The sequence below is a fragment of the Pseudarthrobacter sp. RHLT1-30-1 genome, from assembly GCF_059383415.1.
In genome coordinates, this window is record NZ_JBWZCG010000005.1 from 76,185 (window position 1) to 96,975 (window position 20,791).

General features: G+C 65.9%; 18 protein-coding genes and 1 tRNA gene. 7 read left to right on the top strand and 12 right to left on the bottom strand.

What is annotated here, in order from left to right:
- Positions 1–1,216: 1,216 nt before the first annotated feature.
- Together AC50YM_RS05790 and AC50YM_RS05795 are read right to left on the bottom strand one after the other, a co-directional pair.
- Complete coding sequence (locus AC50YM_RS05790; protein WP_494956019.1) at positions 1,217–1,819, bottom strand: DNA-3-methyladenine glycosylase I; 603 nt, start codon at positions 1,817–1,819, stop codon at positions 1,217–1,219.
- 116 nt (positions 1,820–1,935) lie between these two features.
- The gene (locus AC50YM_RS05795; RefSeq protein ID WP_494956020.1) at positions 1,936–2,190 is read right to left on the bottom strand and encodes a cell division protein CrgA; all 255 of its coding nucleotides are present in this window, start codon (positions 2,188–2,190) and stop codon (positions 1,936–1,938) included.
- A 185-nt stretch (positions 2,191–2,375) separates the two neighbouring features.
- Here AC50YM_RS05795 and AC50YM_RS05800 point away from each other — a divergent pair, with 185 nt between their 5' ends.
- Positions 2,376–3,017 carry an anthranilate synthase component II gene (locus AC50YM_RS05800; RefSeq protein WP_494956021.1) on the top strand — a complete coding sequence of 214 codons (642 nt, stop codon included), beginning with the start codon at positions 2,376–2,378 and terminating at the stop codon, positions 3,015–3,017.
- 66 nt (positions 3,018–3,083) lie between these two features.
- Here the strand turns inward: AC50YM_RS05800 and pknB are convergent, their stop codons facing one another.
- From pknB to AC50YM_RS05835, 7 genes are read right to left on the bottom strand one after another with little or no spacing between them, the layout of a single operon-like run.
- Positions 3,084–5,048: a Stk1 family PASTA domain-containing Ser/Thr kinase gene (pknB, locus tag AC50YM_RS05805; protein WP_494956022.1), complete on the bottom strand. Its 1,965-nt coding sequence runs from the start codon at positions 5,046–5,048 to the stop codon at positions 3,084–3,086.
- 6 nt (positions 5,049–5,054) lie between these two features.
- The gene (locus tag AC50YM_RS05810) at positions 5,055–6,872 is read right to left on the bottom strand and encodes a protein kinase domain-containing protein (protein WP_494956023.1); all 1,818 of its coding nucleotides are present in this window, start codon (positions 6,870–6,872) and stop codon (positions 5,055–5,057) included.
- Positions 6,869–8,326, bottom strand: a complete 1,458-nt coding sequence (locus AC50YM_RS05815; protein ID WP_494956024.1) for a peptidoglycan D,D-transpeptidase FtsI family protein — start codon at positions 8,324–8,326, stop codon at positions 6,869–6,871. The genes AC50YM_RS05810 and AC50YM_RS05815 overlap by 4 nt, the downstream gene beginning before the upstream one ends.
- Entirely contained in the window at positions 8,323–9,774 is a 1,452-nt protein-coding gene (locus AC50YM_RS05820; protein ID WP_494956025.1) for an FtsW/RodA/SpoVE family cell cycle protein, read from the bottom strand. The genes AC50YM_RS05815 and AC50YM_RS05820 overlap by 4 nt, the downstream gene beginning before the upstream one ends.
- Entirely contained in the window at positions 9,771–11,486 is a 1,716-nt protein-coding gene (locus AC50YM_RS05825; RefSeq protein WP_494956026.1) for a PP2C family protein-serine/threonine phosphatase, read from the bottom strand. The genes AC50YM_RS05820 and AC50YM_RS05825 overlap by 4 nt, the downstream gene beginning before the upstream one ends.
- Positions 11,487–11,488: 2 nt before the next feature.
- Positions 11,489–11,968: an FHA domain-containing protein FhaB/FipA gene (locus tag AC50YM_RS05830; RefSeq protein ID WP_494956027.1), complete on the bottom strand. Its 480-nt coding sequence runs from the start codon at positions 11,966–11,968 to the stop codon at positions 11,489–11,491.
- A complete protein-coding gene (locus AC50YM_RS05835) occupies positions 11,965–12,711 on the bottom strand; it encodes an FHA domain-containing protein (protein WP_494956028.1) in 747 nt (248 codons plus the stop codon). Before AC50YM_RS05835 ends, AC50YM_RS05830 begins: the two co-directional genes overlap by 4 nt.
- Positions 12,712–13,120: 409 nt before the next feature.
- Here AC50YM_RS05835 and AC50YM_RS05840 point away from each other — a divergent pair.
- Positions 13,121–13,203: transfer RNA gene (locus AC50YM_RS05840), tRNA-Leu, on the top strand.
- Between the two features lie 251 nt (positions 13,204–13,454).
- Here AC50YM_RS05840 and AC50YM_RS05845 read toward each other — a convergent pair.
- Positions 13,455–14,141, bottom strand: coding sequence for a TetR/AcrR family transcriptional regulator (locus tag AC50YM_RS05845; protein WP_494956029.1), 687 nt, complete (start codon positions 14,139–14,141; stop codon positions 13,455–13,457).
- 171 nt (positions 14,142–14,312) lie between these two features.
- Between AC50YM_RS05845 and AC50YM_RS05850 the strand changes: the two genes are divergently transcribed.
- The 4 genes from AC50YM_RS05850 to AC50YM_RS05865 all read left to right on the top strand — a co-directional run bounded on the left by AC50YM_RS05850 (position 14,313) and on the right by AC50YM_RS05865 (position 18,848).
- Positions 14,313–15,746: a flavin monoamine oxidase family protein gene (locus AC50YM_RS05850; protein ID WP_494956095.1), complete on the top strand. Its 1,434-nt coding sequence runs from the start codon at positions 14,313–14,315 to the stop codon at positions 15,744–15,746.
- 66 nt (positions 15,747–15,812) lie between these two features.
- On the top strand, positions 15,813–16,727 hold the full coding sequence (locus AC50YM_RS05855) for a universal stress protein (RefSeq protein ID WP_494956030.1): 915 nt from the start codon (positions 15,813–15,815) through the stop codon (positions 16,725–16,727).
- Entirely contained in the window at positions 16,724–18,244 is a 1,521-nt protein-coding gene (locus AC50YM_RS05860) for an APC family permease (protein WP_494956031.1), read from the top strand. Before AC50YM_RS05855 ends, AC50YM_RS05860 begins: the two co-directional genes overlap by 4 nt.
- Before the next feature lie 121 nt (positions 18,245–18,365).
- The gene (locus AC50YM_RS05865) at positions 18,366–18,848 is read left to right on the top strand and encodes a pyridoxamine 5'-phosphate oxidase family protein (RefSeq protein WP_494956032.1); all 483 of its coding nucleotides are present in this window, start codon (positions 18,366–18,368) and stop codon (positions 18,846–18,848) included.
- 7 nt (positions 18,849–18,855) lie between these two features.
- Here the strand turns inward: AC50YM_RS05865 and AC50YM_RS05870 are convergent, their stop codons facing one another.
- Together AC50YM_RS05870 and AC50YM_RS05875 are read right to left on the bottom strand one after the other, a co-directional pair.
- Positions 18,856–19,494, bottom strand: a complete 639-nt coding sequence (locus tag AC50YM_RS05870; RefSeq protein ID WP_494956033.1) for an NADPH-dependent F420 reductase — start codon at positions 19,492–19,494, stop codon at positions 18,856–18,858.
- A 93-nt stretch (positions 19,495–19,587) separates the two neighbouring features.
- Positions 19,588–20,181 (bottom strand): hypothetical protein, encoded by a 594-nt coding sequence (locus AC50YM_RS05875; protein WP_494956034.1) that lies wholly within the window; start codon positions 20,179–20,181, stop codon positions 19,588–19,590.
- Positions 20,182–20,372: 191 nt separating this feature from the next.
- On the opposite strand from AC50YM_RS05875, the gene AC50YM_RS05880 reads away from it, so the two are divergent.
- Positions 20,373–20,756 carry a VOC family protein gene (locus AC50YM_RS05880; RefSeq protein WP_494956035.1) on the top strand — a complete coding sequence of 128 codons (384 nt, stop codon included), beginning with the start codon at positions 20,373–20,375 and terminating at the stop codon, positions 20,754–20,756.
- Positions 20,757–20,791: the final 35 nt, after the last annotated feature.

Below are 20,791 nucleotides of genomic sequence, written 5' to 3' on the forward strand. Positions count from 1 at the left end.
CTGCCGGGACGCCATTCGCCACATATGGTCGCTTTTCAACGTTCCAGGGCGGCCATTTGTGACGGATCGATGAGATGGCGGCAGCATCATCTGCTGCGTGTCCCGACGATCGGCTGAACCACGCACCGCGACCAAGAAAACCCCCCACTGAGCATGCTCAGTGACGGGGGTTTCTTCGTCCGTCCCAGCCTCCCGGTGACGACGCTCCGACCCAGTTACCGGGCGCTGGAGCGCGGTCCAACGCCAGAAGGTCGCAGGTTCCAGCGAGCGGGTGCTGAGGCGGTGGAGGCAACTGGGCGGGAGCGTAGATACGCCCACCACGCAACGGGCAGCCGCGTGGCACAAATGCGGGTGTCCACAGCAGGATGCATGCTTTCCACAGCACGGTCCGCCCGCCGGGCCCATTCCGCTTGCCGCTGCTGTGGTTGCCGCCAACCGAAACAGGGGTTCCTCCGCCCGCTGAAAAAGTTTTCCACAGAGGTTATCCACACTGTTGGTAACTTACACGGCTGTAGTTCGTGCAGGCCTTTCCGATCTGACCGCCAGCACTGGCGATTTTGTTCCGGAGGTGCTGGGGATCTCCACAATTGTGGATAACGCCGGTGATCAGTCCTGTGGTTAAGTGGAAAACCCGGCCGAACCGGTAATCCCGGAGCCATCAGGGCGGTGAAAAGGCGTGGGCACCACTGCCTTGAGCCGCCCAGACAGGGATCCCTGGGTAAGAATCAAATCTGATTTCAACAGGGTTATTCACAGTGTTAATAACTTGTAGCTCGAAGTGATCCATCGAAACTTGCCGCTGGTGGCCCTGAAACCGGTCAAATCACGCCCGGCGGGCAGGGTTATCCCCACCTGTGGATAACTTGTGGGTAGTCGCGTGTTGTTAAGTGGATAACTTGCCCGGGACCAGGACTGAACTGAAGATAACTGACAGGTGCTGGACCGGAACCCCAAAAACTGGATTAGGGCGCTTTCCGGGAACTTATCCACAGGCAAATCCACAGTGTTAATAACTCACGACGTGTTCTCTAGCCAGGAACTGCTGCCGGTTTACCCCTTTGAAGGCCACTATGCCCGGAAGATGGGTGCTGTAAAGGTGAGCCTTCGAGAAGTTATCAACAAATGTGGATAACTTCGACCGACTTGTGCAGAGCAGGGAAGAACCAGGGGCACCGCGTGAACCCGAAGGGTGCAGGGGGCAGAAATCCCGGGTGCCTCAGTGGGGCCAGATGCCTGAGCTGCCGCGGCGGTGGCTGTCCAGCAGGTGGGTGTCGACGATGCCGATCGCTTCCATCAGGGCATACGTGGTCGTAGGCCCGACGAAAGCGAAGCCACGCTTCCGCAGCGCCTTGGACAGTGCGACGGACTCTGGCGAAGTGGTGGGGATTTCCCCGTGGTTGGAGGGCTCCGGAGTGGACGCCGGCTGGAAGGACCACACGAAGTCAACCAGTCCGCCGTCGTCCCTGAGGGCGATGGTGGCCTGGGCATTCGTAATGGCGGCCCGGATCTTAAGCCGGTTGCGGACGATGCCAGCATCCGTCATCAGGCGCTCGACATCCGTTTCCGTGAAAGCGGCGACTGTCTCGGGGTGAAAGCCGTGGAAGGCGGTCCGGAACGCCGGCCGCTTCCGGAGAATGGTGGCCCAGGACAGTCCGGCCTGGAACGCCTCGAGGCTGATGCGCTCATAGAGGCCCTGCTCGTCGCGTACCGGGATTCCCCACTCGGTGTCATAGTAGGCCTGGAGCATCGGATCCACGGCCGCCCAGGGCGGGCGGGCCAGGCCGTCGTCGCCGATCACCGATCCGGTTACTGCGGCCATACGGGCTCCCTCGCTTCATAGTCTTCGTTACAGCATTACCGCCGCCGGGCGGCTCCGGGGTTAACGCGAAAGACCGGCACACAGGTGTACCGGTCTTTCGTCAGTTGCGGGCGGGGTCAGGAGCGCCAGCGGGTGGTCATCAGGAATCCGATTATGGCGATGCCAAAGCCGGCGATTATGTTCCCCGATCCCCAGGCGGCGACAGGCAGGGCGCCTTCGCTGATGTAGAAGGTGATGATCCACAGGAGGCCGATGATCATCAGGCCGAACATCACCGGCTTGAACCAGACCGGGTTCGGCTTGTTCGCGCGCGCGGTGGAAGTTTGCGTCGTCGCGGGGGTGGTGCTTTTGCGTCGCTTTGACTCGGGCACGGGTCCTCCTAGGCGGCTGGAACAGGAGCGGGACCTGGCTTGATATCCTGCAAGAAGGAATACACCGGCGGTCAACGCGCTCCTGGTCACGTTTGAGTTCTTATTCGGAGCCAATTCTAGCGGTACGTCAGGCCGCAGGGGTGTCCGTCATTCACTGAACCAACGATTGGTACGGCAAGGCACCCATGAGCACAACCAAGATCCTCGTCGTCGACAACTACGACAGCTTTGTCTACACCCTGGTCGGGTATCTCCAGGAACTCGGTGCGGAGACCACAGTGGTCCGCAACGATGACGTCACCCTGGCCGAGGCGATCGATCTTGCGGAAGCGCGCGACGGCGTCCTCATCTCGCCGGGCCCCGGGAATCCCGCCGGCGCAGGGGTCTGCATTGAGCTGATCAAGTGGTGCGGCAGTCACAGCAAACCTATGCTGGGTGTCTGCCTGGGCCACCAGGCACTGGCCGAAGCCTACGGGGGAACAGTCACGCACGCGCCGGAGCTGATGCACGGCAAGACGTCCCTCGTGGAGCACCGCGGCGGCAGCGTCTTCGCCGGACTGCCCTCGCCCTTCACGGCCACCCGCTACCATTCCCTGGCCGCCGTCCGCGAGAGCATCCCTGACGTCCTGGAGATCACCGCGGAAACCGGGACCGGGGTGGTGATGGGGCTGCAGCACCGCACCGCGCCGCTCTGCGGGGTGCAGTTCCACCCGGAGTCCGTGCTGACCGAAGGCGGCTACCAGATGCTGGGGAACTGGCTCGAATCCCTCGGCATGGCCGGTGCGGCCCAGCGTGCAGCGGCGCTCAGCCCGCTCATCAAGCACTAGCGCAAGCGTTTCGTCACTGGCCCCGGAGCTAAGCACTAGCTCAGGAGCCCGCGGGGAACGCCCCGTTTACCTGTTGCTTTTAGTGGACGTCGGGGTGGGGGTCGGCGTCGGGGTTGGGGTCGGGGTCGGTTCCGGCGGGGGCGGCGGAGCCTTGGCCACGGTGACGGTGACCGTCTTTCCCTGCTCCACGAGGGCCTCTGCAGCGTCAGCCTGCCCGGTGACCTTTCCCGGCTCCACCTGCGAGTTTTCCACTTCCGTGGCGTTGAGGCCGAGGCCAAGGGCCTTCAGCGCTGCCTCAGCTTCGGCCAGCGGGAGCCCGACGAGCTGGGGAACCGCCACCTTGCCGGTGGAAACGATGAGCTCCACGGTGCTGCCCGCGGCCACATTCTGGCCCGGCGCAGGGTTGGTAGTAATCACGATGCCCGCCGGAACCGTGGGGTGATTGGCCATGGTGGTGCCCGGGGCTCCGGCAAGACCCTTCTGGCGCAGGACATCTCGCGCGGCAGCCTCGGTGCGCCCCGGCAGGTCGGCCGGGATAGTAATGACGCTGGGGCCTTCAGAGATATTGAGCGTGATGGCCGAATCCGGGTCCAGTGAGGTCCCTGTTGCCGGGACCGTGCCGACAGCGATGCCCTTGGCTATCGTCTCGTGCTGCATCCGGTTGAGCTGGGGTTTCAACCCGGCGTTGTAGAGCTTCTGCAGGGCCTCAGTCTCCGTCAGCGACGTCACCGATGGAACCAGGACCTTGGCGACGGGCGGTGGCGCCTGGTTCATCAGGTTGTAGAGCCACAGGCCACCGCCCGCCAGGACCAGTACCGTGACGAGCACCAGCGCGGTGGTCCAGGTACGACGGCGGGACCGCTGGCGCGCGGTGTGCTCACGGCCTGGCGGCAGCACCAGGGGCAGGTCGCCGGTGTCCTCGGCGCCATAGGCACCGCCGTGGGCCATCAGGGTGTTGTTGTCATCCTCCGCCACGGTGTCGTCGGCCGGCCGGAGCCGGCCCGAGGGGGTGTCGTCTAGGAACTTCGCACCGGTCACCGAGAAAGCGGCCGTCGGTGCGCTGTCCGGCGTCGGGATCGTGTCGTGGGGATCGGTGGGAGCTTCGCTGGCAAGCGGGGCGGTGACGCCGACACCACTGCGCGCTGCCCGCAGGGCGCGGCGGAAAGCTGCCGCGTCCTGGAAGCGGTCCGCACGGTTTTTCTGCAGGGCCTTCATCAGCACACTGTCCAGAGCCTCGGACACGTCCGGATTCAGGCTGCTGGCGAGTTCGGGGATCTCGCGCACATGCTGGTAGGCCACGGAAACGGGACTATCGCCGATGAACGGAGGTCGCCCCGTGAGCATTTCATACAGGAGGCAGCCGGCAGAGTAGAGGTCACTGCGGGCGTCCACGGTCTCGCCGCGGGCCTGCTCTGGTGACAGGTACTGGGCAGTTCCAACCACGGCCTGGGTTTGGGTCATGGTTGCTCCGGAGTCGGCCATGGCGCGGGCTATCCCGAAGTCCATGACCTTCACGCTGTTGGAGTCGGGGCAGTACATCACATTGGCCGGTTTGATGTCGCGGTGCACGATGCCGGCCTTGTGGCTGTAATCCAGGGCGGCGAGCACCCCCAGGGAGAAATCGATCGCGTGGTCGATGCCGACTTCTTTGGCCCGGATCAGGTCCCGGATCGTCGTTCCCTTGACGAACTCCATCACGATGTACGGGACCCGGACTGTGTCCGCGTGGTCACCGGGGACCGCGTGGTCGCCGGTGTCATAGATGGCAACGATCGAGGGATGGTTCAGGGCGGCGACCGCCTGCGCCTCGCGCTTGAACCTGGCCTGGAACTGGGGGTCCCTGGCCAGGTCAGGGCGCAGCAGCTTGACGGCCACCGTGCGTCCAAGCCGGGTGTCGATGCCGCGGAAAACGTCGGCCATGCCGCCGCGGCCGATCAGCTCACCCAGCTCATAGCGCCCGCTGAGGACGCGCTGGGTGTTCACGGGGCCGCCCTCCTCCCGATGAGACGGGGTGCGGGGTAACTCTGGCATGGTGTCCTACGATCCCGTTGGACTCGGCGTTGATTCGACGGCCGCGTCCTTGGCCAGGTGGTAGGTCACGAGGGAACCGGCGGGCACCTTGCTGCCGGACGCCGGTTCGGAGCTGACGAACGTGCCGGCCTTTTCCTTCTTGCTCGTGGGGTCGACGGGCGCGCCCGTGGCCCAGCGCAGTCCCGCAGCCTCGATGGCCTGGCGAACGGCGGATTCGCTGGCACCGGACTGCAGTGTCGGAACGGTGACCATTTCCGGGCCCTTGGAGTAGGACACGGTGATCAGGGCACCCTTTTCGACAGGGCCCGAGGGGTTGATGTCGATGACCGTATTGGGTGCGGAAGGGTCAAAAACGGGATCGCCCTTGACCTGCAGGCCCATGTTGTTGAGTTCGGTGCGGACGACGTTGAAGGCCCGTCCCTTATAGGCGTCCGGAATCAAATTGATCGCGGCCGGGGTGGACTGGGTGGGGGTCGCGGAACTGCTGGTGGGGCTGGCGCTCGAGGAGGTCGGCGAGGCGCTGGTACTGGTCGGCGCCGCGCTGGAGCTGCTGGCGACAGAGCTGCTGCTCGCGGGTGTCTGGGGGGACAGGATTCCGGCCTGGCTGAGCATAAAGCCAATCAGGGCAAAGAGCACCAGCAGGATCAGGGCAATCAGCGGCCAGGTCCAGGGGCTGCGTCCGCGGCGTTCGGGCTGATCGGCAGGCTCGTCGTCGTAGTCGTCGTCCTCCTGGACCCAGTTGCGTTCCGCCGCGAGGGCGTCGGCCCGCGACAGGGTGTTGCGGGCACCGTAAGCGCTGGCGGCGGCCGCCCCGGCAGCGAGCCCCGCTGCGGCGCCCGCGCCGGCGGCTCCGACCACGGGCAGGGCCGAGGTGGCCGACGTCGAGCGGTCTGCCGCACTGATGACACCGGTCGCTGCGGTGGGGATGTCCACCGGCGCGGTGATGGGGCCGGTGGCCGCCTCGTAAAGGAGCATGCCCGGGACGGCGGCGTGCGCGGCTTCAAAATCACCGTTGCGGATGGCTTCGGCAGCTGCGGAGAGTTTGAGGGCGTCGGCCGGGCGGTTCTTGGGGTCCTTGGCCAGCATGGACATCAGCAGGGCGCGGACCGGCTTCGGCAGTGTTTCCGGCAGTGGCGGCGGCGCGTCATTGACCTGGGCCAGCGCGATGGCGATCTGGGATTCGCCGGAGAACGGGCGGTGTCCGGTGAGGCACTCGTAGCCGATCACGCCGAGAGCGTAGATGTCCGAAGCGCCGGTGGCCAACTGTCCGGTGGCCTGCTCCGGAGCCAGGTACTGGGCGGTGCCCATCACCTGGCCGGTCTGGGTGAGCGGGACCTGGTCCGCCAGGCGGGCGATGCCGAAGTCCGTCACTTTGACCCGGCCGTCCGGCGTGATCAGCAGGTTGCCGGGCTTGACGTCGCGGTGGACCAGGCCCTGGGCGTGGGCAGCCGAGAGAGCGCGCGCCGTCTGGGCGATCATGGACAGCGTGCGGTCCGGGGAAAGCACCTGTTCGTGTTCGATGATGCTGCTCAGCGGCTGGCCCGGGACCAACTCCATCACGAGGTAGGCGGAACCTTCTTCCTCGCCGTAGTCAAAGACATTGGCAATTCCTACGTGGTTCAGCAGCGCGGTGTGGCGGGCTTCGGCGCGGAAGCGCTGGAGGAATCCGGGATCGCCGGTGTATTCCTCTTTAAGCACCTTGATGGCGACGATGCGGCCAAGGATCAGGTCCTTGGCTTTCCAGACTTCCCCCATACCGCCGATCGCAATACGTGTGGTCAGCTGGAACCTGCCGCCGAGGGTGATTCCTGATGAAGGCCTCACTTGTTCAACACCGCCTCAAAAATCTTCTTTGCGTTCGGACTGGTTAGCTTTGCGCCGGTGGTGATGTCCACGCTCTCCATGACAATCGTGACAGCCACCTGCGGGTCATTCGCCGGGGCGAACCCGGTAAACCATGAATTGTTCAGACCGTTGCCAAGTTCGGCGGTACCGGTCTTGCCGGCCACCTTGACGCCGGATACGGCCGCCCCGCGGCCGATGCCGTCACTGACAACGCTGACCATCCACTCGTTGATCTGCCGGGCGATCTCCGGCGTCGTGGAGGTCTGCAGTACCTGGGGCTTCGGCTCGCTGATGGGCCGCAGGTCCGGCGAACGGACGGCCTTGATCAGGTTCGGCTGCATCTGGACTCCGCCGTTGGCAATCGCAGCCGTCATCTGGTTGATCTGGAGCGGTGTGGCCCGGACATCGCGCTGGCCGATCGACGACTGCGCGAGGCTGGCCTCATCCAGCGGTTCGACCGGGAAGAAACTCGGGGCCGAGTCCAATTTCAGCTGGTCGCCAAAGTCCGCGCCGAAACCGAACTTCTTGGCCTGGTCCGCAATGGCCTGCTGCCCGAGATCAAGGGCGATGCTGGCAAACGGCGTGTTGCAAGACTGCTGCAGGGCGAAGGAAAAACTCGCTGTGTCGCGGGTGTAGCAGTTGCCGCCGGCGTAGTTGGGCAGCTTGTACTGGATCCCCGGGAAGGACATTTCCGCCGGGTTGGGCAGGGTGCTGTCCTTGTTGTACTTGCCCGAGCTGAGGGCGGCTGCCGTGTCGACGAGTTTGAAGACGGAGCCCGGTGCCAGCAGCGCCCCGGTGGGTCCGCTGACGTTCTGGTTCAGGTTGATTCCGGGGACCTGGTTCAGCTCCGCGAAATTCTCGGCCTCCGCCGCGGGGTCCTGGGTGGCGATCAGATTGGGGTCGTAGGAGGGCCTGGACACCATCGCGAGGATCGCACCGGTTTTCGGGTTGGTCACGACGATCGATCCGCGCTGGCCGGCCGGGATGAGGTCGTAGGCCAGCTTCTGGATTTTGGGGTCGAGCGTGAGCTCCACCGAGGCGCCCTTGGGCTGGTTGCCCAGGAAGAGCTGGCCGACCCGGTCCAGGAACTGTTGGTCCGAGCTGCCGGCCAGCTCTTTGTTCATCGTCTTCTCCAGCCCGGTGACGCCGTAGCTCCGGGAGAAATACCCCGTGATCCCGGCGTAGGGCTCCGGCTGCGTGTAGGTGCGCTGGAACATGCAGCTCTCCTCAGCGGCCACGGACTCGGCCACCGGGGTTCCGCCGACAATGATCGCGCCACGGTCGTTGCAGTAGTTCTGCAGCAGGGTGCGTTTGTTCCAGGCATTGGCCTCCAGCTCGTCCGCGCCGACCACCTGGACGTAGCTGAGGGCACCGAAAATCAGCACGAACATCGAGATAGCGGCGATCCAGGCATTGCGAATGGCTTGGTTCACAGCTTCACCGCCTCGGTGGGGGCGTCCGGACTGTTACGTCCGGTTCCGGGGATGGCGGCCGGCTTCGAGGGCATGGCGGGAATTTCTTTCCGTGGATCGGGTTCTTCGCCGGGGGCCAACGGTGTTGTGTCCACCGGGCCGCGGGCCGCGTGCGAGATCATCAGCAGCAGGCCCACGATGATCCAGTTGGCCAGCAGCGAGGAGCCACCCGCAGCGAGGAAGGGGGTGGTGAGGCCGGTGAGCGGGATGAGCCTGGTGACGCCGCCAATCACAACAAAGCACTGCAGGGCTACCGCGAAGGACAGTCCGGTGGCGAGCAGCTTTCCGAAAGCGTCCCGGGTGCCGAGCGCCGCCCGGAAGCCGCGGGTGAAGAGCAGCAGGTACATCAGGACGATCGCGAAGAGGCCAATCAGCCCCAGTTCCTCACCGAAGGAGGCAATGATCATGTCGCTGTTCGCGAAGGGAACCAGATTGGGACGCCCCTGGCCGAGCCCGGTGCCAACCAGGCCCCCGTTGGCCATCCCGAACAGGCCCTCGACGATCTGCAGGCTGCCACCGAATTCCCGCCCGTAGACCTCGTCGGTGAAGGCGTTGATCCAGCCGTCGATCCGGAGGCCGACGTGGGAGAAGACGCGCGAGGCAACGAAGCCGCCGGCGGCCATGAGTGCGACGCCGATAATTACCCAGCTGATGCGGCTGGTGGCGACGTAGATCATCACGAGGAAGAGTCCGAAAAACAGGATGGAGGAGCCCAGGTCGCGCTGGAAGATGAGCACCCCGATGCTTACGAGCCAGGCGGCGAGCATGGGACCCATGTCCTTGAACCGCGGGAACTGGAGGGGACCGACTTTCCGCCCGGCCAGCAGGATCAGGTCCCGGTTGGACGAAAGATACCCGGCAAAGAATATAGCGAGCGTGATCTTGGCGATCTCACCGGGCTGGAAGGTCATCGAGCCGACCTGGATCCAGACCCGGGCGCCGAGAATTTCACCGGCGGAGATGCCCGGCACCAGCGGAAGGATCAGGAGGACTGCACTGACCGCCAGGGAAATGTAGGTGAAGCGGCGGAGGATCCGGTGGTCCTTGAGAAACCAGATGACCGCGATCGAGACGGCCATCGCCACCAGGGTCCAGCGCAACTGGTTGTTGCCCGTGTCCTCCCCAATGCGGTCGAGCCGGTGGATCATGGCGAGGCCGAGACCGTTGAGCGCCACTACCAGCGGAAGTATTACCGGATCAGCATATTTCGCGCGGATCCGAAGCACGATGTGAAATGCCAGGGCGGCTGCGGCAAGCAGGCTCGACTGGAACCAGAAGTCGGCGTCGAAAGCCTTCTGCTGATCCACGCCGACAAGGGCGTTCGCACCAATGCCGACAGCGAGGGCGAGCACCAGAAGCACCAGTTCAACGTTTCGCCGCGGCCTGGGTGTGGGATCGATGGGGGTCATTTGCCGACCTCGCAGAAGGGCAGCGTCGGCGTGGCCGTAGCGCCGGCGTCCGGACTCGCCGTTTCCGCCGGGGTTGCTGGCGGCACCGGGGCTGCCGAGGCGTCGGGGGTCGCTGTTGCGCCCGGTGTCGCGGGCGTCGGTGTCGGGGACGGTGTGATGCAGTCCTCCGCGGGGGACGTGGTTCCGGTGCGCTCTAGATTCTTGACGATGCGCTGGGCGTCATACAGGTCGCGTGCCGGCACTGTCTGGCGCACCCGCTGCTGGGAAAATTCGGGCAGATCTGACATCCGGATATCGGTTACCGTTTCGAGGGTGGAGAGCTGGATGGGCCCCAGTCGCTGTGAGACCCCGTTGAAGATGGCGACGTGCTGGTCTTTCTCGCCGATGTAGTACCGCGTCTGGGTCCAGGCGTAGCCCAGCCACAGACCCAGCGCGAGAAGCGCCAGGATGACGGCAGCGATGGCGACGGTCACCCAGCGGCGCGGCGGGCGGGCAGGCCTGTAGTCCTCTGAGTCGTCCCTTGCCTGCTCCGACTTGTGGGTCAGGACGGTCGCCGCCCGGCGGGCCAGGGTCCGTCCGGCGATGGTGGGGATCGATCCGGCTTCCGCGGCGGTGGCGGCTGCGCCCACGAGTTCATGGGGACGGCTGGCGAGGTCCTCGCGGAGCACTTCGGCGGTCAGGTGCTCGCCCAGGTGCGGGTCGGTGGAGGACGCTGGCTCTGATTTCCCGCCGACACCGCCATCCCCGCTGCCACTGCCGGCCTGCTCGTCGTCCGCGTCGCCATTGTGGACCGCCGCCTGGGCGTCGGGAGTCTTCGCTGCCCCAAGCGGGCTTCCGGCCTGGCGGGCCGGTTTATCGGAAACCACGGCCGCCACGGTTGACGTCGACGGGCGCGGAACGATTTCGACGGCGGCCGTCCGCACGTCGTCGGTTGTCTGCTCGGCGATTTCCAGCAGGACAACGGTGACGTTGTCCGGAGCGCCTGCCTCGAGAGTGAGGTCAACCAGCAGTTCCGCGCATTCGCGCAGGTCGGGCGTCTCCCTGACGGTGCGTTCCACGACGTGGCCGGCGACGTAATTCAGCCCGTCGGAACAGAGCAGCCAGCGCTCACCCGGTTCGACGTCGAGGGTGGCCAGGTCCAGCTCCGGGCTGGCGTCCACGTCGCCGAGGACGCGCATGAGGACGTTTTTGTGCGGGTGGGTTTCCGCTTCTTCGGGGCGGAGCCGGCCTTCATCGATGAGGCGCTGCACGAAGGTGTGGTCGATACTGACCTGTTCGAATTCGCCGTTGCGGAGCCGGTAGGCGCGGGAATCGCCGATGTGTGCGAAGTGCAGCTTGCCTTCGGCCAGCAGGAGGGCCGTGACGGTGGTGCCCATCCCGGCCAGCTTGGGATTCATGTGGACAAGTTCGGAAAGCAGTGAGTTCGCGGTTTGAATCTCGTCGGCAAGGACGGTGCCGGCGTCGCCGTCGTAGTCATCCTTGTCGAGATGGATCATGTCCAGCACCGTGGCCGCCGAGGCAACATCGCCGCCGGCGTGCCCGCCCATGCCGTCGGCGACGACGGCGAGGTGGCGGCCAACGTAGGCGGAGTCGTCGTTCTTGGCGCGGACACGGCCGACGTCGGAACGCGCAGCATAGCGCATGATCAGCGGGCGCAACGGGGCCGGGGTTTTGCCACCGGCCTTGTCGGCGGGAACATCCGGGGTAGCCACGGCTACGGCCTCAATTCAATGACCGTCTTGCCGATTCTCACGGGGACACCCAGCTCAACGGGCAGTGCCCTGGTGAGCTGCTGATCGGCCAGATACGTACCGTTCGTCGAGCCAAGATCCTCAATAAACCAGCGGCTGCCCTGTGGGAACAGGCGGGCGTGGCGGCCGGAGGCATAGTCGTCCTCCAGCACCAGGGTGGCTTCCTGGGCGCGGCCAAGCAGAATGGGGCTCGCTGCCAGCGGGATCGTGGTGCCCTTGAGGGGGCCTTCGGTCACCACCAGCTGGCGGGGCTGCTGCCTGACAGGGGCCGCCGGTTCGGCCAGCGCCGGATTTTTGCGCACCTCGCGCGCCGTCGGGGCGCCCGCAGCAGCCTTGCGGCCGATCATCAGGTCCCGGCGCATGGCGGCCACGATGCTGAAGATCATGACCCACAGGAGCAGGAGGAAACCAAAGCGCAGGGCCGTGATGGTCAGTTCACTCACCGGCGGCCACCTGGGCTCGCGGACAAAAGGCGGAAGATGATCTTGGTACGTCCCATCGTGATCGTGGAGCCATCAGTGAGTTCAGAAGAGCCCACGATCTTATGGCCGTTGACGTAGCTGCCGTTGGTGGAACCCAGATCGAAGGCCTGGGCCACGCCCGGGCCCGTCCGAATTTCCAGATGGCGGCGGGAAACGCCGGTGTCGTCAATAAGGATATCGGCGTCGGAAGACCGACCCAGAATGATCGAGGGCGCATTCAGCGAGTACCGCTGTCCATCGATGTCCAGCACCGGCTGCATCCGGGAGGGCAGGCGCGTAGGCGCGGCCGGCAGGCCTGGATTCGCAGGCTGTGCAGGCGCGGAAGGGGAAGAGGACTTCTCGGTCCGGGACTTTATTTCGAAATCCCCGGCGCGGCGTTCCTCGTCGCGGCGGAAACTGATCCGCACCGGACCTTGGAGCGTGTAGCCCTGGCTGCGCACATGGTTGATGACGACATCGCACAGTTCCTCGGCAAGCGGAGTACCCCACTCCTGGGCCCGCTCGAAATCGCTGTCGCTGAGGAGGACATCGAAGACATTGGGGGCGAGGGTCCGCCCGGCGGCGATGGTGATCGCCTTGTGATCCACCTGGCGGCGAAGGTGACTGGCGATCTCGACGGGCTCAACCTGGGCGCGAGAACCGGTGGAGAAGACCCCGCGGACGGCCTTTTCGATGCCGCGCTCGACTTTGTCCAGCAATCCCATGGTCCTTCTCCTTTCGTGTCGGCTGCAGGACAGCGTTCGTTCCGGAACTCGGTTTTCCAAATCTGCGGGAGCCCGCTGGTAGCGGGCACTCCTACATCAGATACTACTGGGCGAGTCTGGGAATGGCCTTAATTCGCATCGCCACTCCGTGCCGGAAATTTGCCGCCGATCCGCCCTGACATGCGCTGACATCGCCCAGCCCGCGCCGCCGGGGAGGGCCTCCAGTTGGCGCGAAGAGGCGGTATTCGGGTGGTGCAGGGCTCCGGATTTAAGCGCAGGCAGCGGACGGATACCGTCGCTGCGGGTGCCGATTGGTGTTTTGCCGCAGTTGTCCGTTATGCTTGATCTCGCTGCTTTTACAAGGTTGGCGGTCCGGATTCCGGTCCAATAATTGAGTGGAAGAAGTTGCGCGCGAGTGGCGGAACGGCAGACGCGCTGGCTTCAGGTGCCAGTGTCCGAAAGGGCGTGGGGGTTCAAATCCCCCCTCGCGCACGCAAATGAAAGAACCCCGGTCTTCAGACCGGGGTTCTTTTTTCTTAACCGCAACCGACTTCCTTCACAGACGCCCCTAACCATCATCCTGCCCGTTGCGGGGAGGAGTACCCGCAGCCTCCAGACACCAACGCGGGGTCACTACGCGCCCATTCCTGGGGGTTTTATGGGCTCGAGGTGACCCCGCGTTGCTTCTGGCTTGCGGGTGCTGGGGCTGGGCTGGGCGGCTGGGGCAGGGTGGGCAACCGCGGCTAGCCGCGCAGCGCACCGAAGTGCGCGATCATCGCCTCGAGGCCGAGGTTGAAGGCGACGTCGGCGGGCATCTCATAGCCCTCCAGGTCCTGTTCCGTGACCGCGGCGGTGAAGTTCGGCGTCGACTCCGCCATGCTCCCGGAGTCAAAAATGTCCGCCGGGGCGGTGACGTCATAGGCCGAGCCAAAGATGAAGGACTCCAGGGCCACGATCGCCGAGACGATCCGGCCCCGCGGGAAACCCGCGCGGCTGAAGCCGGCGCTGACGGCCTCATACATCGCCAGCGTTTTTGGCGCGTCGGCCACCGGGAGAACGGCGATCACCGGGATCAGCGGAGTGTGCTTGGAAAACACATCGCGGTAGCTCCACGCCCAGCTGCGCACCGCCCGGTCCCACGGTTGGGACGCGAAGGCGGACACGTCAACGAACGAGGTCAGGTGGTCCTGGACCAGGACCAGCACATCCCGTTTGGACGATACGTGGTTATACAGGGCCGACGGCGCCACGTTCAGCGTCCGCGCCAGGGCCGCCATGGTAAAGCCGTCATAGCCGTTCTTTCCGATCAGCTGCAGCGCCGCAACGGTAATGCCACCCTGATCAAGGACCGCTGCGGCGGGCCTGCCCACCCGGCGTCGCGGTTTGGCGTCCTCGTCGGGATCCGCTGGGGCGCTGGTTGATGCCGGCATTCCTGGCCTCTCTGCTGTCGGTGGGGTCCTCCCATTCTGCCCCGAATTCACCGATGAAAATTCCTGGACGTGAGGTCTTCCATGGCGCACCCGAAGGGTCTATAGTCGTGTCTAAATGAATGGCATTCATTTAGTGGTCCGCATCACTTGCGTGAGCACAGAGAGGACATCATGCTGGAACTTGACCGCGACGTCGTCATCGTCGGAGCCGGCCCCGCCGGGCTGACCGCAGCCCGGGAACTGGAGAAAGCCGGCCTGAGCGTGGCCGTTTTGGAGGCCCGCGGCCGTGTCGGCGGCCGCACCTGGACCGACACGATCGACGGCGCCCTGCTGGAAATCGGCGGCCAGTGGGTCTCACCGGACCAGTCCGAGCTGCTGGCGCTCCTCGACGAACTTGGCCTGAAAACTTACTCCCGCTACCGCGAAGGGGAATCCGTCTACATTGGCTCCGACGGCAAGCGCACCCTATATACCGGGGACACGTTTCCGGTCAGCGCAACCACCGCCGCCGAAATGGACAAGCTCACTGTCCTGCTGGACGCCCTCGCCGCCGAGATCGGCCCGACCGAGCCGTGGGCGCATCCCAAGGCCCGTGAGCTGGACACCATCTCCTTCCACCACTGGTTGCGGGAGAACTCCACGGACGAGGAAGCCTGCAACAACATCGGCCTCTTCATCGCCGGCGGCATGCTGACCAAACCCGCCCATGCCTTCTCCGCCCTGCAGGCGGTGCTGATGGCGGCCTCCGCCGGGTCCTTCAGCCATCTCACCGATGAGGACTTCATCCTCGACCAGCGTGTCATCGGCGGCATGCAGCAGGTTTCCGAGCTGCTTGCCGCCGCACTTGGTGACGACGTCGTGCTGGACAGCCCGGTGCGGACTATCAACTGGGCCCCCGCCTGGGCGCCGGCATCCGGCGACGGAACAGGCGGAACGGGCGGAAACGACGCCGGGCACCGCGTCACCGCCGTCTCGGATCGGGCCACCGTGAACGCGCGGTTCGTGATCATGGCCGTGCCGCCGAACCTCTACTCCCGGGTCTCCTTCAACCCGCCGCTGCCGCGGCGCCAGCACCAGATGCACCAGCACCAGTCACTGGGCCTGGTGATCAAGGTGCACGCCGTTTACAGCACCCCGTTCTGGCGGGAGGACGGCCTCTCCGGAACCTGCTTCGGTGCCGGCGCCCTGGTCCAGGAGGTCTACGACAACACCAACCACGAGGACCCCCGCGGCACCCTGGTCGGCTTTGTCTCGGACGAGAAGGCCGATGCCATGTTCGAGCTCAGTGCCGAGGACCGCCGCCGCGCCATCCTCGGATCGATCGCCGGATTCCTGGGGGAGAAAGCCCTCGAGCCGGAGGTCTACTACGAGTCGGACTGGGGCTCCGAGGAGTGGACCCGCGGCGCGTACGCCGCCAGCTATGACCTCGGCGGACTGCACCGCTACGGCAAGGACCAGCACGCGCCGGTGGGCCCGATCTACTGGTCCTCCTCCGATCTGGCGGCCGAGGGCTACCAGCACGTCGACGGCGCCGTCCGGATGGGACGCCACACGGCAGCCCGGATCGTGGCGGCGGCGGACCGCGTGTCGGTCGCACCCAGCTGATTGGCGCACACCTGATCCATCCCGCCGCCCGACCCAACCCCCGACAGTTCAGAAAGGATCGGCCAGATGCGTTATGTAGTGGGGTATTCAGCCAATGACAGGGGCCATGATGCGGTAAATCTGGCCGTCTCGCTGGCCCGCGGCCGCGGCGCGAGCCTGGACCTGGTGCTGGTCGTGCCGGAAGTCCAGCAGTTCGGCGCCGCCCATGCACCCAAAGCCGGTTTCGAGAAGCTCCTCAACGAGCAGGCACGCCAGTGGCTCGACGAGGCCCTCGCCCTCGTCCCGGCCGACGTCCCGGCGCAGGTGCACCTCCGCACCGGCGACTCGGATGCCCACGCGCTGATTGAGGCGGCCGAGGAGCTCGGCGCGGACATTCTTGTCATTGGCGCCACCAGCACAGGGCTTTTCAAGCGCTTCACCATCGGGTCGGTGGCCAGCGCCCTGCTGCACGCCTCCACGGTTCCGGTTGCCCTGGCACCGCACGGCTACCACCGCATGGAGCCGCTGACCCGGATCAGTTGCGGACTCGGCACCCGGGCGGGAGCCGGGAAGCTGCTGGACTTCGCCCTTGGCATGGCGGCGAACCGGAAGGTCCCGTTGCGGGTGGTCTCCCTGCTGGCGCTCGACGGCGGCGACCCGGCCGCGGCGGTTGGGGCCGCCCGCGAGCACGCCGAGAAGTCGGTCGCGGCTGCCGCGCCGGTCAGCCCGGCGGGCATCCCGTTGGCGGCCGCCACGGAAGTCGTCGTCGCGCAGGGGCGCAGCATCGAGGAGACCGTGGACGGCCTCGACTGGGAAGACGGCGAGATCCTGGTGATCGGCTCCAGCCGGCTGGCCCAGGCGCGCTCCATCTTCCTGGGCAGCACCGCGAACCGGATCCTGCGCGCCCTCCCGGTGCCAATGCTCGTGGTTCCCAACGGCTACGAGCTCAAGCCCGAAAACCCCGCAACCTCGACTGACACTTCCCGAGAGGCACCCCAATGAGCACCGAACACGTGACGGCGAAGACCCCACACGACCACCACGCAGGACTGAGCGCCAAGGGCCTCAAAGCCGGATCCGTTGGCCTGATCGGCGCCGTCGTCATCGGCGTGTCCTGCATTGCGCCGGCTTACACCCTGACAGCCGCACTCGGGCCCACGGTCGCCCAGGTCGGCGTCCAGCTGCCCGCGATCTTCCTGGTGGGCTTCATTCCGATGCTGCTGGTGGCCTTCGGTTACCGGGAACTGAACAACGCCATGCCCGACGCCGGAACCTCCTTCACGTGGGCATCGCGCGCCTTCGGCCCGTGGATCGGCTGGATGGGAGGCTGGGGCCTGATCGCCGCGACGATCATCGTGCTCTCCAACCTGGCGGCAGTGGCGGTGGACTTCTTCTACCTCATGCTGGCCCAGCTGTTCGGCAATCCGGAACTGGCTGACCTGACCCTGAACCTGCCGCTGAACATCGCTACGACGCTGGTGTTCATCGCGCTGGCGTGCTGGATCTCCTATCGCGGCATGGAAACCACCAAAGGCGTGCAGTATGTGCTGGTCGCGTTCCAGCTCTTCGTCCTTGGCTGGTTCGCCGTCGCCGCTTTCAGCCACGTCGCCAACGGCAGCGCCTTCGACGCCACCGCGATCACACCCGAGTGGTTCAACCCGTTCGCCGTCGGATCCTTCTCGGCCTTCGCCGCCGGCGTCTCGCTCTCGATCTTCATCTACTGGGGCTGGGACGTCACCCTGACCATGAACGAGGAGACCCGCAACCCGGAAAAGACCCCGGGCCGCGCGGCCACCGTCACCGTGCTGGTCATCGTGATCATCTATATGACCGTCGCGCTGGCCACGCTGGCATTCGCGGGCATCGGGCAGGAGGGGCTGGGCGCCGGAAACCCGGAAAACCAGGGCAGCATCTTTGCCGTCCTCGCCGGACCGGTGATGGGACCGTTCGCCATCCTGATGTCCCTGTCCATCCTGAGCAGCTCTGCGGCGTCCCTGCAATCGACGTTCGTCTCGCCGGCCCGGACGCTGCTGGCGATGGGCCACTACAGGGCACTGCCGTCGAAGTTCGGCAGGATCAGCCCCACCTACAAGTCCCCCAGCTACGCGACCATCGCTGCGGCCATCGCCGCCGCGGGGTTCTATGTGATCACCCGGACCACGTCCGAGAACGCCCTGTGGGACACCATCACTGCGCTCGGCATGATGATCTGCTTCTACTACGGCATCACCGCCCTGGCCTGCGTCTGGTTTTTCCGCGCCGAGGCTTTCAACGGGGCACAGGCGTTCTTCTTCAAGTTCCTGTCCCCGCTGCTGGGCGGCGTCATCCTGCTGGTGATGTTCTTCAAGACCGCCTACGACTCCATGGACCCGGCGTACGGTTCCGGGTCATCCGTCGGCGGCGTTGGCCTGGTGTTCATCCTCGGCATGGGCGTGATCCTGCTGGGCGTCGTGCTCATGCTGGTCATGGCCCGGATCCGCCCGGAGTTCTTCAAGGGCCAGGTCCTGCCGAAGGGTTAGCGCCCGGGATCTCCGGCCGGGGAGGGTCCTCTTCGGGCAGCCACTGGAAAGTAAGCACACTTACCAATAGGCTGGCGGGAGGGGGACCTTCCCCTGTTTGGTACCAGAACGAGGTGACAGCATGTCGGACGCAGAAGGCATCAGCAAAGTTACGGACATCATCAACGATTCGCGGATCGGGATGTTCACCACCGTCAACGAAGACGGCGCACTGGTCAGCCGTCCGCTGGCGGTCCAGGACGTGAAGGACGACGGCGACATGTGGTTCTTCACCTCGGCCACCACCTCCCAGGTCGCCCACGTCCGGGCGCACCCGGGCGTGAACGTCTCCTTCGGCAAGCGCACCGAGTGGGTGTCGGTGGCCGGAACGGCAGAAGTCGTCACCGACCGGCAGAAGATCCACGAGCTGTGGAACCAGATGGTCGAGGCGTGGTTCCCGGACGGTCCGGACACCCCGGAAGTGGTGCTGCTCCGCGTCGATTCGGACTCCGCCGAATACTGGACCAGCCCCGGCGGAACCGCCGCAACGGTGCTGCAGTGGGTCAAGTCCAAGGTCCTGAACAGCCGGATGAGCGTCGGCGAAAGCGGCACGGTCGAGCTTTAGGCGGCGGTCAGTCGATGATCTTCAGCCCGGTGGCCCAGTTGAACGACTCGTACACCGGGTTGGCCTGCAGGGCCATCACGAGGAGCATGAAGCCCTCGAGCTCCCGGGCATGCCGCAGCCCGCCCACCCGCAAGGGCCGGAGCCCGGCCGCCGCCGCGAAGGAGGCGACCTGGTTGCTGGCCTCCTCGGAGTCGGAGGCGATGAAGACGTCCAGGGGCAGGCCGCCCGTCACTCCGGCGGTCAGCGGGCCGGCGAACGTGGTGTTGAACGCCTTGACGACTTTTGCCCCGGGCAGCAGGGCCGCGATCTCCTCGGCACCCGAGGTCCCCGGTTCGACCAGCAGGGAATCGAAAGTGTCCGTGTTGATCGGGTTGCCGATGTCCACCACGGTCTTGCCGCTCAGGGTGTCGCCGTAGTGGGTCGCAACTTCCCTGGCCGGGCCGTAGTAGAGGGCCAGCACCACGATGTCCCCGTCCGGGATGTCGCCCAGGCTTCCGGACGTCGTGTCACCACCCAGTTCGGCTGCGAGGGTGGCCGCATGGTCAGGGGTCCGGTCCAGGATCTGGAGGGACCGTCCGGCCGCCACAGCACGGGTTCCGATCGCCCGTGCCATGTTGCCGCTGCCGATGATGGTGATGTCTGTCATGGTGCTTCCTTCCAGGGGTGACTGTGGAACGCAGGGACAAAACCAGGCCGGTGTGGAGTGCAGGAACTAAGCCGCGGTGGAGTGCCGGATGCGTCAGCCCAGGGCCGGATCCGGGGCGGCGAATGCGGCGGTGCCGGCCGGGGCGTCGCGGCGGACACCGGCCGCCCGCTCGGCGTCGGCAAGGGTCCGTTCCAGTCGGTCAACCGCCGGCGCGTAGCCGGCGTCGGTACCGGCGCGGAGCCGCTCCGCGGCCCTCATCGCCCGGATCAGGGCCGCCGTCTCCGGCTGCCGCGGGTCACTCATGGCCGGAAAGTCGATGGTGTGCGCGGGGTCCAGTTCATAGCGCTGCCACCTGGCCAGGGCGCTGCGGTGCCGGACGGCTGCCTCCTCATTCCTGGCAGCCGTCTCCCGGGAGAAGCGCCGGTCCGCCTGCCAGCTGAAGACCCGGGGGGTCCAGAGATACGAGGCAGCCGCCGCGCCCACGGCGGCAACAGCGAGGAGCAGCCCGGCCCACGGGGCCACCAGGGCGGGCAGGATCACGGCCGGCGCAACGATGGCGAACCCGGCGAACCCGTCCCAGAAGACGGCGTCCGGCAGGCCGTCGTCGTCGGCCAGATGCTTCCGGAGCAAATAGACGGAGGCCCCCGCCGCGCAGACGATCACGGCGGCCAGGGCGAGAAATTGCACTGCCGGGAATGGGACGGGTTCAAACAGGGACGGCATTCCAACACCTCCAGGGATCCTGCCCGGGGCGGGCGAGGTTCCGCTGATTCCATTGGAATCCATCGGAAGCGGGCCGTCAATGGTGCAGCCAATCGTGCGGCGGCCGCCAGCCGGTCCGGTTCTCGAACGGTCCGTCCCGGCGTAGCCTAGGGCCCATGCGATTGAAAATGTGCAGCATCCACGTCAAGGACCCCGCCGCTGCTTTCGAGTTCTACACCGGAACCCTGGGCTTCGAAAGCCTGATGGCCCTCCCGGAGCACAACCTGTACATCGTGAAGGACCCGGCCGGCGCCGGCGGCGGATCCGTCGGGCTGCTGCTGGAGCCCAGCGACAACCCGATCGGGGCCGCCTATATGAACGGCTGCCACGACGCCGGGCTGCCGGCGATCGTCTTCGGGGTGACCGATGTCCAGGCCGAGTTCAAGCGGCTTACAGCCAAGGGGGTCATGTTCCAGGGCGAGCCCTCGACGGGCCCGGGCGGCACGACGGCGGTGTTCGACGACGGGTGCGGGAACTTCGTCCAGCTCCACCAGGACTGAGCCGGGTCTGACCCGCGCCCGGTGCCGACCGACGT